The sequence below is a fragment of the Streptomyces sp. SCSIO 30461 genome, assembly GCF_037023745.1.
Classification (GTDB): Bacteria; Actinomycetota; Actinomycetes; order Streptomycetales; family Streptomycetaceae; genus Streptomyces.
Genome location: NZ_CP146101.1, coordinates 7,618,634 through 7,634,223 on the forward strand (window position 1 = coordinate 7,618,634; position 15,590 = coordinate 7,634,223).

Annotated in this window: 14 protein-coding genes; 5 read left to right on the forward strand and 9 right to left on the reverse strand. The window is 69.8% G+C overall.

The genetic code is table 11. The features are described 5' to 3' along the window. Positions 1–99: 99 nt before the first annotated feature. From ftsH to dacB, 5 genes are all read right to left on the reverse strand, one after another. Positions 100–2,133, reverse strand: coding sequence for an ATP-dependent zinc metalloprotease FtsH (gene ftsH, locus V1460_RS34255; RefSeq protein ID WP_338677475.1), 2,034 nt, complete (start codon positions 2,131–2,133; stop codon positions 100–102). Positions 2,134–2,337: 204 nt separating this feature from the next. After that, positions 2,338–2,877: a hypoxanthine phosphoribosyltransferase gene (hpt, locus tag V1460_RS34260; protein ID WP_338678337.1), complete on the reverse strand. Its 540-nt coding sequence runs from the start codon at positions 2,875–2,877 to the stop codon at positions 2,338–2,340. A gap of 76 nt (positions 2,878–2,953) precedes the next feature. Beyond that, complete coding sequence (tilS, locus tag V1460_RS34265) at positions 2,954–4,054, reverse strand: tRNA lysidine(34) synthetase TilS (RefSeq protein WP_338677476.1); 1,101 nt, start codon at positions 4,052–4,054, stop codon at positions 2,954–2,956. A 156-nt stretch (positions 4,055–4,210) separates the two neighbouring features. Next, the gene (locus V1460_RS34270) at positions 4,211–5,344 is read right to left on the reverse strand and encodes a zinc-dependent metalloprotease (protein ID WP_338677477.1); all 1,134 of its coding nucleotides are present in this window, start codon (positions 5,342–5,344) and stop codon (positions 4,211–4,213) included. Between the two features lie 216 nt (positions 5,345–5,560). Continuing rightward, positions 5,561–6,976, reverse strand: coding sequence for a D-alanyl-D-alanine carboxypeptidase/D-alanyl-D-alanine-endopeptidase (gene dacB / locus V1460_RS34275; protein ID WP_407077651.1), 1,416 nt, complete (start codon positions 6,974–6,976; stop codon positions 5,561–5,563). 242 nt (positions 6,977–7,218) lie between these two features. Between dacB and V1460_RS34280 the strand changes: the two genes are divergently transcribed. Both V1460_RS34280 and V1460_RS34285 read left to right on the forward strand, forming a co-directional pair. Further along, positions 7,219–7,713, forward strand: coding sequence for an inorganic diphosphatase (locus V1460_RS34280; RefSeq protein WP_017949744.1), 495 nt, complete (start codon positions 7,219–7,221; stop codon positions 7,711–7,713). Positions 7,714–7,834: 121 nt separating this feature from the next. Continuing rightward, on the forward strand, positions 7,835–9,487 hold the full coding sequence (locus tag V1460_RS34285) for a threonine/serine exporter family protein (protein ID WP_338677478.1): 1,653 nt from the start codon (positions 7,835–7,837) through the stop codon (positions 9,485–9,487). A 97-nt stretch (positions 9,488–9,584) separates the two neighbouring features. Here V1460_RS34285 and V1460_RS34290 read toward each other — a convergent pair whose 3' ends face one another. Beyond that, on the reverse strand, positions 9,585–10,295 hold the full coding sequence (locus V1460_RS34290; RefSeq protein WP_338677479.1) for a VTT domain-containing protein: 711 nt from the start codon (positions 10,293–10,295) through the stop codon (positions 9,585–9,587). 164 nt (positions 10,296–10,459) lie between these two features. On the opposite strand from V1460_RS34290, the gene V1460_RS34295 reads away from it, so the two are divergent. Beyond that, on the forward strand, positions 10,460–10,828 hold the full coding sequence (locus V1460_RS34295; protein WP_338677480.1) for a YbjQ family protein: 369 nt from the start codon (positions 10,460–10,462) through the stop codon (positions 10,826–10,828). Positions 10,829–10,923: 95 nt separating this feature from the next. Here the strand turns inward: V1460_RS34295 and V1460_RS34300 are convergent, their stop codons facing one another. Next, complete coding sequence (locus V1460_RS34300) at positions 10,924–11,685, reverse strand: MerR family transcriptional regulator (RefSeq protein WP_338678339.1); 762 nt, start codon at positions 11,683–11,685, stop codon at positions 10,924–10,926. Between the two features lie 169 nt (positions 11,686–11,854). Here V1460_RS34300 and V1460_RS34305 point away from each other — a divergent pair, with 169 nt between their 5' ends. Together V1460_RS34305 and V1460_RS34310 are read left to right on the forward strand one after the other, a co-directional pair. Then, positions 11,855–13,084 carry an ion channel protein gene (locus V1460_RS34305; RefSeq protein ID WP_407077652.1) on the forward strand — a complete coding sequence of 410 codons (1,230 nt, stop codon included), beginning with the start codon at positions 11,855–11,857 and terminating at the stop codon, positions 13,082–13,084. Positions 13,085–13,117: 33 nt separating this feature from the next. Further along, positions 13,118–14,545, forward strand: a complete 1,428-nt coding sequence (locus V1460_RS34310; protein ID WP_338677482.1) for a glutamate decarboxylase — start codon at positions 13,118–13,120, stop codon at positions 14,543–14,545. Between the two features lie 60 nt (positions 14,546–14,605). On the opposite strand, the gene V1460_RS34315 is transcribed toward V1460_RS34310, so the two are convergent. Next, complete coding sequence (locus V1460_RS34315) at positions 14,606–15,247, reverse strand: PadR family transcriptional regulator (protein WP_338678340.1); 642 nt, start codon at positions 15,245–15,247, stop codon at positions 14,606–14,608. A gap of 97 nt (positions 15,248–15,344) precedes the next feature. After that, the gene (locus V1460_RS34320) at positions 15,345–15,578 is read right to left on the reverse strand and encodes a hypothetical protein (RefSeq protein WP_338677483.1); all 234 of its coding nucleotides are present in this window, start codon (positions 15,576–15,578) and stop codon (positions 15,345–15,347) included. Between the last annotated feature and the right edge of the window lie 12 nt (positions 15,579–15,590).

Consider the following 15,590-nt stretch of genomic DNA (forward strand, 5'->3'; position numbering starts at 1 on the left):
TCGGCGTGAAAACGTGCATAACGCAGCACTCCCCAGGTTAAAACCCGGGGAGTGCCGTGTTCATTCCGGAAATCGGACCTCTGGGGCGAAACCGCCTGGTCAGGTCTCCGGTCGATCCTCCGCGACCGGCTCGGCCGCGGTCTTGGTGACATCCGTCACCGTGCTGCTCGTCCCGGCGGTGCCGTTGGCCGCGCCATTGGTCAGGGCCAGCTCCTTCGGGGAGAGCACCGGCGGGCGGGTGGACGGGGTGCGGCGGGCGGAGCCGGTCCACGCCGGGCGGGCCGGGCGCTTCACGATCGGGGCGAAGATCTCGGCGATCTCCTCCTTGCCGAGGGTCTCCTTCTCCAGCAGGGCGAGGACGAGGTTGTCGAGCACATCGCGGTTCTCGACCAGGATCTCCCAGGCCTCGTTGTGCGCGGTCTCGATGAGCTTCTTGACCTCTTCGTCCACCAGCGCCGCGACCTCTTCCGAGTAGTCGCGCTGGTGCGCCATCTCGCGGCCCAGGAACGGCTCGGTGTTGTCACCGCCGAACTTGATCGCACCAAGGCGCTCGGTCATCCCGTACTGGGTGACCATGGCGCGAGCCGTGGTCGTGGCCTTCTCGATGTCGTTCGCCGCGCCCGTGGTCGGGTCGTGGAAGACCAGTTCCTCGGCCGCACGGCCACCGAGCATGTACGCCAGCTGGTCGAGCATCTCGTTGCGCGTGGTCGAGTACTTGTCCTCGTCCGGCAGCACCATCGTGTAGCCGAGCGCCCGGCCGCGGGACAGGATCGTGATCTTGTGGACCGGGTCGGAGTTGGGGGAAGCCGCCGCGACCAGGGCGTGTCCGCCCTCGTGGTACGCGGTGATCTTCTTCTCCTTGTCGGACATGATCCGGGTCCGCTTCTGCGGGCCCGCCACGACGCGGTCGATCGCCTCGTCCAGCATCTGGTTGTCGATCAGCTTCTTGTCGCTGCGGGCCGTCAGCAGAGCGGCCTCGTTGAGCACGTTCGACAGATCGGCACCGGTGAAACCGGGGGTACGGCGGGCGACGGCCGAGAGGTCGACGTCCTGGGCGACCGGCTTGCCCTTCTGGTGGACCTTCAGGATCTCCAGACGGCCCTGCATGTCGGGGCGGTCGACGGCGATCTGCCGGTCGAAGCGGCCCGGGCGCAGCAGCGCCGGGTCGAGGATGTCCGGCCGGTTGGTGGCGGCGATCAGGATGACGCCACCCTTCACGTCGAAGCCGTCCATCTCCACGAGGAGCTGGTTCAGGGTCTGCTCGCGCTCGTCGTGCCCGCCGCCGAGGCCCGCGCCGCGGTGCCGGCCGACGGCGTCGATCTCGTCCACGAAGACAATGGCCGGGGCGTTGGCCTTCGCCTGCTCGAACAGGTCGCGCACCCTGGAGGCACCGACACCGACGAACATCTCCACGAAGTCGGAGCCGGAGATCGAGTAGAACGGGACGCCCGCCTCACCCGCGACGGCGCGCGCGAGCAGGGTCTTACCCGTGCCGGGCGGACCGTACAGCAGCACGCCCTTGGGGATCTTGGCGCCCACGGCCTGGAACTTCGCCGGTTCCTGGAGGAACTCCTTGATCTCCTGGAGTTCCTCGACGGCCTCGTCGGAACCGGCCACGTCGGAGAAGGTGGTCTTGGGGGTGTCCTTGGTGATCAGCTTGGCCTTGGACTTCCCGAAGTTCATCACCCGGGAGCCGCCGCCCTGCATCTGGTTCATCAGGAACAGGAAGACGACCACGATCAGCACGAAGGGCAAAAGTGAGAACAGCACCGACAGGATCGGGCTCTGCCGTTCGGGCGAGACGGAGTAGCCGTCCTTGATCTCGCCGGCGTCGTACTTCTGCTGGAGGGTCTGGGCCAGCTCGACGCCCTGGTCGCCGATGTAGTTCGCCTGGACCTTGTCGCTGCCGTTGATCTTCTGGCCGTCGGTCAGCTCGATCTTGATGATCTGCTCATCGCCAGTGGTCAGCTTGGCCTGCTTGACCTGGTTCTTGTTGATCGCCTGGACGACCTTGGCGGTGTCCACCGACTTGTAGCCGCCCGACTGGTCGACAATCTGCATCAGCACGACCACGGCGAGGACAGCCAGCACGATCCACATGACCGGCCCACGGAAGTATCGCTTCACGTCCATCCATACGGAGCGGTGCCGCTCCGTCCCTCCTGCCCGTAGGTAAATGCTGCTATGAGAGCTGCTATGACACTCAACTGAAAAGACTGTTCTTCGGACGGTACCCCAGCTTTGTCAGCGGTGACCGCCTTCCCATGCTCCAACGGCGGGAAGGCGGCACGGGTTCCCGTGCCGCCCGCGGTGACCCGCGGTCGCCGCCGACCGCGGTCAGCCGCCGTAGACGTGTGGTGCGAGGGTGCCCACGAACGGCAGGTTGCGGTACTTCTCGGCGTAGTCGAGACCGTAGCCGACGACGAACTCGTTCGGGATGTCGAAGCCGATCCACTTCACGTCGATGGCGACCTTGGCCGCGTCGGGCTTGCGCAGCAGCGTGCAGACCTCGAGGGAGGCCGGTTCGCGCGAGCCCAGGTTGGACAGCAGCCAGGACAGGGTCAGCCCGGAGTCGATGATGTCCTCGACGATCAGGACGTGCTTGCCCTTGATGTCGGTGTCCAGGTCCTTGAGGATGCGGACCACTCCTGAGGACTGGGTGCCGGCGCCATACGAGGACACCGCCATCCAGTCCATCGTGGCGGGGGTGGACAGCGCACGCGCCAGGTCCGCCATCACCATCACGGCGCCCTTGAGGACCCCGACGAGGAGCAGGTCCTTGCCCGCGTACTCCGCGTCGATCTTCGCGGCCAGCTCGGCCAGCTTCGCGTCGATCTCTTCCTTGGTGATGAGCACCGATTTCAGATCGGTGCCCATGTCCTTCTCGTTCACCCGCGTCGCTTTCTGTCGCTGCCCGGCGTCCCGATCGCCCGGCCCTGTCGGCAGGACCGGCTCAGCCCTGCCGGATGACCAGTCTGCCACCCTGCCGACGGGCCTCGACGCGGCCGGGCAGGTTGATGGCCCGCTGGCCGCGCCAGCCGGTGATCAACCGTTCGACCTCCTCGACATGCCGGGCGAACAGCGAACCGGCAGGTGAACCGGCTGCCACCAGCGCCCTCCTGAGCACCCGGCGACGCACCGCGGGGGGCAGCGCGTAGAGCTTCGCGCAGTCCAGCAGTCCGGCCTCGTCCCGCACGGAGGCGTCGACGTCGGCGGCCCAGGCGTCCAGTGCGTCCGCGTCGTCACGGGACAGCTGGGCGGTGCGGGCCAGCGCTTCGACCACGCCCTTGCCCAGGGCCTTCTCCAGGGCGGGCAGGCCCTCGTGGCGCAGCCGGGAACGGGTGTACGCCGGATCGGCGTTCATCGGGTCGTCCCACACCGGGAGCTGCTGTACGAGGCAGGCCTTGCGGGCGGTCTGCCGGTCGAGCTGGAGGAAGGGGCGGCGGTAGCGGCCGGTCGGGGACACAGCGGCCATACCGGAGAGCGAGCGGATGCCGGAGCCGCGGGCGAGGCCCAGCAGAACCGTCTCAGCCTGGTCGTCCCGGGTGTGCCCGAGCAGCACGGCGGCGGCCCCGAGCCGGTCGGCGGCCTCGTCCAGGGCGGCGTAGCGGGCGTCCCTGGCGGCGGCTTCCGGCCCACCGTCGCGGCCGACCGTGACCGCGACGGTCTCCACGGGGTCGAGTCCCAGCTCGGCGAGCCGGGCCGCGACCTCCGCGGCACGCAGCCCGGAACCGGCCTGGAGGCCGTGGTCCACGGTGACTCCGCCGGCCCGCACGGACAGCTTGCGAGCCTCGAAGGCCAGGGCTGACGCGAGTGCCATGGAATCGGCGCCGCCTGAGCAGGCGACCAGGACCAGCGGCGGCTCTGCCGTCGCCAGTGGTGCGGCAGGGCCTGCGGCAGCGCCTGGCCGGCCACCGCCGACCGTGGCACGCGGACGCTCGTGCGGAACGCCTTGCGGGAGTTCGTGGGGAAGCTCGCTCAGTTCGTTGAGTACGTCGTGGAGTACGCGGCGAACCGCCAGGCGTATCGCCGCGACCGCAGGATGGGGACCCATGTCCGATGCCCTTCGTGAAGTTTGGGGGGTGCCTCGGTCGGAGTCGGGACGGGAGGTCCGTCACTCAGAGTGCGTCGATGGTGACAGAACCGGGCCGTTCCCCGAGCATTGCACGCCTATCCATGGGCCACGGTCCCTCGGATGGGTGATTACGGCTCAGTCTGCCTTACAGTGCACCCTCGCGACCCAGTCCGCCGGTTTGGCGATCTCCGCCTTGGTGGGCAGGGTGTTGGGCGAGGTCCATACCCGGTTGAACCCGTCCATCCCGACCTCACCGACCACGGCGCGCACGAACCGCTCGCCGTCGCGGTACTGGCGCAGTTTGGCGTCGAGCCCGAGCAGCTTGCGCAGCGCGACGTCGAGTCGGGAAGCACCACGGGCGCGACGGGCCTGGAACTTCTCGCGGATCTCGCCGACGGACGGCACGACCTGCGGTCCGACCCCGTCCATCACGAAGTCGGCATGGCCCTCCAGTAGGGACATCACGGCGGTCAGCCTGCCGAGGATCTCGCGCTGCTGCGGGGTCTGCACGAGCTCCACGAGGGAGCGGCCCTCGTCCTCCTCGCCCTCGGGGCGGCCCCCGGCGAGCGCCTGGGCGGCTTCGCGCAGCCGTTCGAGCACCGCCGTGGGGTCGACGTCCGTCTCGGCGAGGAAAGCCTGGATCTCGCCTTCCAGGTGGTCGCGCAACCAGGGCACGGCGGTGAACTGGGTGCGATGGGTCTCCTCATGAATGCAGACCCAGAGCCTGAAGTCGTGCGGGGCGACGTCCATCTCGCGCTCGACGTGCACGATGTTCGGCGCGACCAGCAGCAGCCTGCCGTTGCTGCCGGGTGCTCCGGGCAGCTCACGGCTGACCGGGGCGAAGGTCTCGTACTGGCCGAGAACCCGGGAGGCCAGGAACGACAGCAGCATGCCCAGCTCGACACCGGTGACCTTGCCGCCGAGCGCGCCGAAGACGGCACCGCCCGGGGTGGCCGACCTGCGCTCCTGGAGCTTGTCCAGCAGAGGTGCCAGCAGCTGACGGAATCCCGCGACGTTCGCCTTCACCCAGCCGGGCCGGTCCACGACCAGGACCGGGGTGTCCTCGGGCGCGTGGCCGTCGGGGATCATCCGGGTGAACGCACGGACGTGCTCCTCGGACGCCTTCGCGTGCCGGCGCAGCTCGGCGACGACGGCGCGCGCCTCGTCGCGGCTGACGTCGGGGCCCGGCCGTACGAGCCGGGTCGCGGTCGCGACCGCGAGGTTCCAGTCGACCATCCCAGGGGAAGCGGCACCACCGATGCTCGTCATGCGTCAACCGTACGTGGTCGGCGGCCTGCTGCCAGCAGGTCACGCACACCTGAGCGGGCGGACGTGCGAGGGTGCCCAGGCCCTTCGGGGATGGTGCCCGGGGTGGCCGGGGGTCCGCCGGAACGGCCCGCGGCCACCCGTGGACGACACCCGCGTCACTCGCGGGTCGCTGCCCGAGCCGTGTCACCGCCCGGGCCGTCTCACCGCCCAGGCCGCTCACGGGATCAGCGCGGACGCCATCCGGTCCAGGGCCGGACGGCCGGCTCCGTAGAACGGCGTCTCCCCGGCCATGAAGGCGAAGGCCAGCAGCCGCCCGTCGGCGGACACAGCCGTGCCCGCCAGGGTGTCGACGCCCGTGAGGCTGCCGGTCTTGGCGCGTACCAGGCCGGCGGTGCGGGCCTGGGAGCGCTCGGTGAGGGTGCCCGTGAAGCCCGCGACCGGCAGCCCGGTGAGGACGGAGCGCAGCTCGGGGTGCGCGGGGTCGGCGGCGCGGGCCAGCAGTCCGGTGAGCAGGGCGGCGGAGACCCGGTCGGCACGGTTCAGGCCACTCCCGTCGGCGAGCCGCACGTTGGCGACGGGGAGCTTCAGCCGCTTGAGCCGGGCGGTGACGGCGGCCTGTCCGCCCGCGAAGCTGGCCGGGCGGCCGTCGGCGATGGCGGTCTGTCGGGCCAGCGCTTCCGCGATGTCGTTGTCGCTGTTGGTCAGCATCCGCTCGACCAGCGCGGACATGGGCAGCGAGAGCGTCCTGGCGACCGTGACGGCCTTGGCCGGGCGCTTGCCCTGGTCGGGGCCCGTCTCGGTGTTGATTCCGCGCTTGCCGAGCAGCGAGACGAACGCGGCCGCCGCATCCTGCGCCGGGTCTTCCGCGCGGTCCGCCGGCCCCCTGGTGGAGCCGTCGAGCCGGCCCTCGTCCAGCATCAGCGGGGTGACGGGCGCGATGTTGTCGTTGGCCCCGATGGGATGCAGGACCGGGCCCCGGTAGAGGGAGGTCTCGTAGGTCACCCGTACCGTGCTGACCCCGTGCTCGCGCAGGGCGCGCGCGGTGCCGTCGGCCAGCGCGCCGAGCCTGACCTGGTCGAGGGTGGGGTCGCCGCCGCCGACCAGGGTGACGGTCCGGTGGTCCGGGGCGGCGACCACGGTGGTCGGGATGCGGTGGGTGGGGCCGGTCGCGGAGAGCGCGGCCACCGCCGTGGCGATCTTGATCGTGGAGGCGGGGGCCATGGGGCTGCCCGCGTTCTTCCCGTAGACCTGCTTGCCGGTGGTGAGGTCCACGACGGACGCGGTGAGGACCGGGCCGAGCCCGGGGTCGCCCATCAGGGGTTCGAGTACGGGGGCGATGGCGCCGGAGGCGGCGACAGGGGCGCGCGGCGCGGACAGCACACCGGGCGCACTTGGCGCGGGCGCCGGCTCACCTGGCTCATCAGGCGCCGCAGCCCGGTGATGTACGCCACCTGTCCGGCCCAGCGCCACCGCGCGGTCCCGCTCGGCCGTACGCTGACCGAAGTCCCAGGGGCCCGCCGCGGAGACCGCGACGGCCGCGACGGCGAGGCCGGCCACGGTCGCGCCCGTCGCGAGCCGCCACGGCTGCCCGGTCCTTCGTCCGGTCCACAAAACTTGGCTGATCTGCTTGATCTGCTTGATCTGCTTGATCGCCGAACTTGCCCCGAGCTGCCATGTTCTGCGGTCAGGCACCTTGGACCAGCCCCTTTCGCGATCACACACCTGCGTAGGGGACACTTAATCACTGCGTCTTGCCGCGAGCATGGCACCCCGTCCAGCACCGGACCCTTCCGGCCTGAGCCAGGGCCGTCCGGTCTCACGGGCTGTCGCAGTATCACCGACATACATATGTTGATCATGGAGGAGTGCCACCCGTGGAGTTCGACGTCACCATCGAGATCCCGAAGGGGTCGCGGAACAAGTACGAGGTGGACCACGAGACCGGCCGGATCCGTCTGGACCGCCGCCTCTTCACCTCGACCAGCTACCCCGCCGACTACGGCTTCGTCGAGAACACCCTCGGCGAGGACGGCGACCCGCTGGACGCCCTGGTCATCCTGGACGAGCCGACCTTCCCCGGCTGTCTGATCAAGTGCCGCGCCATCGGTATGTTCCGGATGACGGACGAGGCAGGCGGCGACGACAAGCTGCTGTGTGTGCCCGCTTCCGACCCGCGCGTGGAGCACCTGCGGGACATCCACCACGTCTCCGAGTTCGACCGCCTGGAGATCCAGCACTTCTTCGAGGTCTACAAGGACCTGGAGCCGGGCAAGAGCGTCGAAGGCGCGAACTGGGTCGGCCGCGCCGAGGCCGAGGCGGAGATCGAGGCCTCCTTCAAGCGCCTTGAGGCGCAGGGCGGCGCGCACTGACGCGTCCGCCGACAGCCTCAACGGGCGGTGCACTCCCACGGGGGTGCACCGCCCGTCGCATACTGGCCCACTGGTGTACTGACGTACTGACCGCAGCCTGAGCGAGAGGAGACCGGGAGCGGTGGTGGCGGAGCCGGGAGGTACTGCGGAGGACCGCAAGCCGCAGTCGGACGAGGCGCGTAGCGCGTTCGCCCCGCCCAAGGGCGTGGACACGCCGCTCGGTCCTCCCGAAGAGGACCATCCGTCCTCCGAGTTCGCCATCCCCGAGGGCATGGCACCCGAGCCCCCGGCCGCCCCCGAGGGCTCGGCCTTCACCCTTCCGTCGACGTACCGGGCGAGCGACGCGCCCCCGGTCTTCACTCCCGCCTACGGAACCCCCGCGGTGCAGCTGTCCAAGGACGCGCCGTGGCAGGACCGTATGCGGACGATGATCCGGCTCCCGGTGAGCGAGCGCCCGGCCCCGGAGTCGGTGCAGCGGCACGACGACTCGGGCCCCGCCGTGCCGCGCGTACTCGACCTGACCTTGCGTATCGGCGAGCTGCTGCTCGCCGGAGGCGAGGGCGCGGAGGACGTCGAGGCGGCGATGCTCGCCATCACCAGCTCGTACGGTCTCGACCACTGCGAACCCACCGTCACCTTCACGCTGCTTTCGCTCACGTATCTGCCCTCGCTGGTGGACGATCCGGTGACGGCGAACCGCACGGTACGCCGACGGGTCCCGGATTACACCCGGCTGACCGCGGTCTACCAGCTGGTCGCGGACATCAACGCCGAGGACAGCGAGATCAGGCTGGACGAGGCCTACCGGCGGCTGGCGGAGATCCGACGCAACCGCCACCCCTACCCCGGCTGGCTGCTGACCACCGCCGCCGGAGTGCTGGCCGGGTCCGCGTCCCTGCTGGTCGGCGGTGGTGTGCTGGTGTTCCTGGCGGCGGCGGCAGGCGCGATGCTCGGCGACCGGCTGGCATGGCTGTGCGCGGGACGCGGGCTGCCGGAGTTCTACCAGTTCGCGGTGGCGGCGATGCCGCCCGCGGCGATCGGTGTGGCGCTCAGCGCGCTGCACGCCGGGCTCCAGCCGTCCGCGGTGATCACCGGTGGACTGTTCGCGCTGATCCCGGGGCGGGCCCTGGTGGCGGCGGTGCAGGACGGGCTGACCGGCTTCTACATCACCGCGTCGGCCCGGCTGCTGGAGGTCGCGTACTTCTTCGTGGCGATCGTCATCGGGGTGCTCACGATGCTGTATGTGGGTGTGCAGTTCGAGGCGAACCTCAACCCGGAGGGGGCACTGAGCACGGTCGAGCGGCCGGTGGTGCAGATCCTGGCGTCGATGATGCTGTGCCTGACCTTCGCCGTGCTGCTCCAGCAGGACCGGTCGACGGTGCTGATCGCGGCACTCAACGGCGGGGTGGCGTGGGTGGTCTACGCGGCGATCGCGCTGACGGCCGGGGGCTCTTCGGTGATGGCGACGGCGGTGGCGGCGGGTCTGGTGGGCCTGTTCGGGCAGTTGCTCGCACGGCTCCAGCACACGTCGTCGCTGCCGTATGTGACGGCGGCGATCGGTCCGCTGCTGCCCGGTAGCGCCACGTACTTCGGGGTGCTGCACATCGCGCAGAGCAACATGGACGCCGGCTTCGTCTCACTGGCCCGGGCGGCGGCGCTGGCCCTGGCGATCGCGATCGGGGTGAACCTCGGTGGCGAGGTCGCCCGGCTGTTCCTGCGCAGCCCGGCAGCGGCGGGACGCCGCCGCGCGGCCAAGCGGACGCGCGGCTTCTAGGGCGTGTTGCGAAAGTCCCTCCTGACCCGCCCTGCGGGCTGGACGGAGCTACTTTCGCAACACGCCCCAGGCCCCTGGGTTCTGTCCGGCCGCGGTCTCAGCGCTTGGCGTGCCGACCCCGCTGCGTGGGCTGGTCGTCCGAACCGCCCGCCAGTCCCGCCGTCGGGGAGGCCGCGGCGGCCTGCTTCCTGCCCTGGGAGCGGGCCCGCAGGATCTCGACGGCGATCGGCAGCACCGAGATCAGCACGATCGCGATGAGGATCATCTCGATGTGCTCGTGAACGAAGTCGACCTTGCCGAGCGCGGCACCGAGCAGCGTCACACCGGCACCCCAGAGGACACCGCCGACGATGTTGAACGTGATGAACGAGCGGTAGTTCATCCGGCTCACACCGGCGATGATCGGCGTGAACGTCCGCACGATGGGCACGAACCGGGCCAGGACCAGCGACTTCGGGCCGTACTTCTCGAAGAAGTCGTGCGCCTTCTCGACGTTCTCCTGCTTGAACAGCCGGGAGTCCGGACGCTTGAACAGGGCCGGTCCGACCTTGCGTCCGAACAGGTAGCCGACCTGGTCTCCGATGATCGCGGCGAACACGATCAGGGTGCACACCACCCCCAGCGGCATGTCGATCTTGCCGGTGGTGACCAGCAGGCCCGTGGTGAACAGCAGGGAGTCGCCCGGCAGGAAGAACCCGATGAGCAGGCCGGACTCGGCAAAGACGATGACGAGTACGCCGATCAGACCGAATGTGGTGATCAGATAATCGGGGTCCAGCCAGCTCGGTCCGAGCGCAAGAGTGTTCACGAGGTCCGGGCTCCTGTGATGTGGATAGGCGGTTCGGCGGCACGCGGCACCTCAGCCGGCTCGCCGGTCGGCTGAGTCAAAGCTACCAACGCATCCGGGTGACGCCTGGTTCCGGCGGCCCACTGCGGATGCGGAACGGGCGGGCGGCAGCGAAGCTGTGCCCCATGGGCATCGATGATTACGGCGGCGGGCAGACCGCGCACACGGATGTGCTGGTTGTCACAACGAACGACGTCCCCGGTCACACCGTCCAGCAGGTGATCGGCGAGGTCTTCGGGCTGACCGTGCGCTCCCGGCATCTGGGCAGCCAGATCGGCGCGGGCCTCAAGTCGATGATCGGCGGCGAGCTGAAGGGCCTCACGAAGACCCTCGTGCAGACGCGCAACCAGGCGATGGAACGCCTCGTGGAGCAGGCGCGGGCGCGCGGGGCCAACGCGGTGCTGATGTTCCGTTTCGACGTCACGGAAGCGGCCGACGTCGGCACGGAGGTGTGCGCCTACGGCACGGCCGTGGTGATCGCTCCTCAGTCTTGAGGGGCAGGCCCGGGTCTACCGACGGGTGAACGACCCCGGCGCCCACCGCCCGAGCTCCGGGCCACCGGCGCCGGGGCGTTCTCACCCCCGGGGATTCAGGACGCCGCGCGCGCCGCGTTCGCGTGGATGGCGTCCCGCAAGTGCTCCGCCAGCCCCGGCCTGATCGCGTCGTAGACCGCGGTGAAACGCGCATCCGCCACGTACATGTCCCCGAGGCACCGGTGGATCTCGTATGTGCACTCGTAGAACCATGTCGTGATGTGGCCGCGGTGCTCCTCCGCGAGGTCCATCGCGGGTTCGCCGTCCGCGGGCTCACCGTCCGTCATGAGAGCGGCATAGCGCATGCCCCAGTCCGCGGACTCGTCCTGCATCCGCTGCCAGTCGTCCTTGCCGTAACGGGCGGCCCGCCGCTGGGACTCGGCGTACTCAGGGGTGCCGCCCCAGCGCTCTTCCACCTCCTCCGCGTACTGCTCGGGGTCCTGGTCGCCGAAGACCTCGAACCGCTCCTCCGGTGTGAGCGTGATGCCCATCTTCCTCGCCTCCATGGCGTGCTCGACGGCCTCGGCCATCTTCTGGAGCTCGGTGATCCGAGTGGTCAGCAGCTCGTGCTGGCGCCGCAGATGCTCCTGCGGGTCCACATCCGGATCGTCGAGCAGGGCCGCGACCTGGTCGAGCGGGAAGCCGAGCTCCCGGTAGAAGAGGATCCGCTGGAGCCTGTCGAGATCGGAGTCGTCGTAGCGCCGGTGACCGGCGTGGCTTCGACCGCTCGGTGAGAGCAGCCCGATCTCGTCGTAGTGGTGCAGTGTCCTTACGGTCACCCCGGCGAGGCCGGCGACCCTGCCCACGGAATAGCTCATCGCGTCCTGCTTCCCGCTCTCGAACTGGTACACGCCCAAGCCTGGCCCCTCACGCCACGTCAGGTGCAAGCCACCACCTTGAGTGCGTTAGTCCGTTTTAAGCCGATATCGCCGATATCGTGAGCCCGTGACCACGCCCGATCAGGCCGTGCCGGCCACCCCGGCCCGTGTGCTGCTGCCGTTGATCATCCCCGCACTGGTCGTCGGCGTCGGTTCGAGCCTGCTGCTGCTCGGGCTGACGAAGGTCTCGGAGGAGCTGAAGAAGCTCCTGTGGACGGTGGTGCCGGGCGCGCTCGGCGTGGGGTCCTACTCGCCGCTCTGGATGATCGTCGTGCTCACGGCCACCGGACTGGCGGTCGGGCTCGTCGTGTGGAAGGTGCCGGGCCACGCCGGCCCGGATCCGGCAACGGTGGGGCTCGTCGATCCGCCCATGCCGCCTCTGGTGGTGCCCAGCCTGCTGCTCACCGCCGTGCTCGGACTGGCCGGCGGAGTCAGCCTCGGCCCCGAGAACCCGATCACGATGGCGAACATCGCGCTGGCCGCCTGGCTCGGCGGCATGGCGATGCGAGGCACTCCGGCCGACACATGGGCGGCGCTCGCCGCCGCCGGGACCGTCGGTGCGCTGTTCGGTACCCCCGTCGCCGCCGCGCTGATCCTCACCGAGAGCCTGGCGGCCCGGCCGGGTCCCGGCGCGCTGTGGGACAAGCTGTTCGCCCCGCTGATCGCCGGGGGCGCCGGTGCCATGACCACCGTGCTGATCGCCCACCCCACCTTCGACCTCGACCTGCCCAAGCTGGCGGGCACGAGGTGGCACGACATCCCGGCCGCGCTGCTGGTGTCCTGTCTGGGCGCGGTGGTCGGTCTGGCGGCGGTCTACGCGTTCCCGCACGTCCACGCGGCCTTCCGCCGGCTCCGGCACCCGGTGCCCATGGTCGCCGCCGGCGGCCTGGTGCTCGGACTGCTGGGGACGCTGGGCGGCAGCCTGACGCTCTTCAAGGGCCTGTCCGAGATGAAGGTGCTGGCCTCCGACCCGTCCGGCTGGACGGCCGGGCAGTTCGCGGTGATGACGTTCGTCAAACTGGCTGCGCTCACCGTCGCCGCCTCCTGCGGCTTCCGCGGCGGACGGATCTTCCCCTCGGTGTTCATCGGGGTCGCGCTCGGTCTGGGCGTCAGCGCACTCGTGCCTGCGGTGCATCCGACGCTCGGGGTGGTCTGCTCGGTGCTGGGCATCCTGCTGGCCGTCACCCGTCAGGGCTGGCTGAGCCTGTTCACCGCGGCCCTCCTCGCCGCCGACCCCCATGTGTTCCCGCTGCTGTGCGTCGCCGTGCTGCCCGCCTGGCTGCTGGTGACAGGGCGCCCTCAGATGCAACTGGACCAGCACGGCTCCTCACTGCGTTGAACATCGACTGTCGACATCGGAAAGGCGATGGACATGGCACCACTGCACCAAGGCGGCACGGGCCGCGAGGAGAGCGAGGAGCGACGCAGGCTCTCGCTCAACCCCTTCTACGGGGAAGCCGACCCGACCGGGTCGATGACCCTGGCCCCGCCGAAGCACTCACTCCCGGACGGCCCGATGCCGCCGACGACGGCCTACCAACTGGTCCACGACGAGCTGATGCTGGACGGCAACTCCCGGTTGAACCTCGCCACCTTCGTCACCACCTGGATGGAGCCCGAGGCCGGGAAGCTCATGTCGGAGTGCCGCGACAAGAACATGATCGACAAGGATGAGTACCCGCGGACCGCCGAACTCGAGCGGCGCTGTGTGGCGATGCTCGCCGACCTCTGGCACGCACCCGATCCCTCGACCACGGTCGGTTGTTCGACCACCGGTTCGAGCGAGGCCTGCATGCTGGCCGGAATGGCCCTCAAGCGCCGGTGGGCCAAGCGCAACGCCGACGGCTATCCGGGACCCGGCGCCAAGCCCAATCTCGTCATGGGCGTCAATGTGCAGGTCTGCTGGGACAAGTTCTGCAATTTCTGGGAGGTGGAGCCACGGCTGGTGCCGATGGAGGGCGAACGCTTCCATCTCGACCCGCAGGCCGCGGCCGAGCTGTGCGACGAGAACACCATCGGTGTCGTCGCCGTGCTCGGCTCCACCTTCGACGGCTCGTACGAGCCGGTGGCGGAGGTCTGCGAGGCACTGGACGCGCTGAAGGAGCGCACGGGTCTGGACATCCCCGTACACGTCGACGGGGCGTCAGGGGCGATGTTCGCTCCCTTCGTGGACCCGGACCTGGTCTGGGACTTCCGGCTGCCGAGAGTGGCGTCCATCAACACGTCCGGGCACAAGTACGGGCTGGTGTACCCCGGGGTGGGCTGGGCACTGTGGCGCTCGCCTGACGACCTGCCGGAGGAACTGGTGTTCCGGGTCAACTATCTGGGCGGCGACATGCCGACGTTCGCATTGAACTTCTCCCGGCCGGGGGCGCAGGTGGTGGCGCAGTACTACACCTTTCTGCGGCTGGGCCGAGAGGGCTTCCGGGCCGTGCAGCAGACCACCCGGGACGTCGCGCAGTCCCTCGCGCGCAAGATCGAGGCACTCGGTGACTTCCGGCTGCTGACCCAAGGAGACCAGCTTCCGGTGTTCGCGGTCGCCACAGCGCCGGGCATCACCAACTACGACGTGTTCGACGTGGCGCGGCGGCTGCGCGAGCACGGCTGGCTGGTGCCCGCGTACACCTTCCCGCCCAACCGGGAGGATCTGTCGGTGCTGCGGTTCGTCTGCCGCAACGGCTTCTCGGCGGACCTGGCGGCTCTGCTGATGGAGGACCTGGGGCGGATCCTGCCCGGGCTGCGGAAGCAGAGCGCACCGCTGAGCAAGGACAAGGCGGCTGCCACCGGCTTCCACCACTGAAGCGGCCCCACACGGAGCGGGGCGGCGGCCGACTGTGGTCGCCCGCGTACGGGGCTGGGATCAAGAGTGGTCGCCCGCGTGCGGGGTTCCTGTCGCGTACGGGTTCCGCTGCCCCTCCGCGAGCACGCCAACAAAGGGCTCGCCCTCTCCGGCGAAGCAGTACGCCCCGCCCTCGATCCGCTCGATCAGACCGCGCGTCCAGCGGGCACCGGCATCAGCGGAATGGAGCCACATGTTCATGATCTCGCCGATGTGCCCGAGTCCGCCGGGGCCCTCGGGGGGCAGGTAGTAACCGGTCACCGAAGCACGCCACTCCTCGATACCGCGTACCCGCTCCCTGAGCAGCGCGACCGCTTCGCGCCGCTCCAGGTCCACGATGAAGCCCAGCGCCGCGGCGAGCATGTCCGGCTTCTGGTCGTGGGCCGTCAGCGCCTCACGCAGCAGTGCGAAGTACTCGACCGTGCCCGGCTCCGTGATCTCGTACTCGGTGCGCGGCGGACCGCCCGCCGTGGACGGCGCGATCTCATGGACGAGCAGCAGGCCCTGCTTCGCCATCTGCTTGAGCGCGTGGTAGATGGACCCTGGTTTGGCGTTGGACCATTCGTGAGCGCCCCAGTACTCCAGGTCGTTGCGGACCTGATAGCCGTGCGCCCGCCCGTGCTGCCGCACGGCCCCGAGCACCAGCAGCCGGATCGCCGACATCAGCACCCGCACCCTTCCTGCCCACCCACTCGACTTCGACCAGGGTAGAGCGGTCCGGGCGCACACCTTCAGGGTGCCCTCGCACGGAGCGCCTGCCTCAGGGGACCCATTTGTACTTGCCGCCCCCGACCCACCGCACGTCCGCGGGATCGTCGAGGTCGATACGGGCCAGCCCGGCGCCATGGGCCAGCCTGATGACATCCAGCATGTCGTGGGCGCTCCCCGCGACCTCCCCGTGGATCTCCACGATCCGGAACGGCGGATCGCCTGCGGCCACGGGGAGGACGACGACGGGAGTGGGGCGGAACGCCTCATGCGCATCGTTGCTCATGCCTACAGCGTG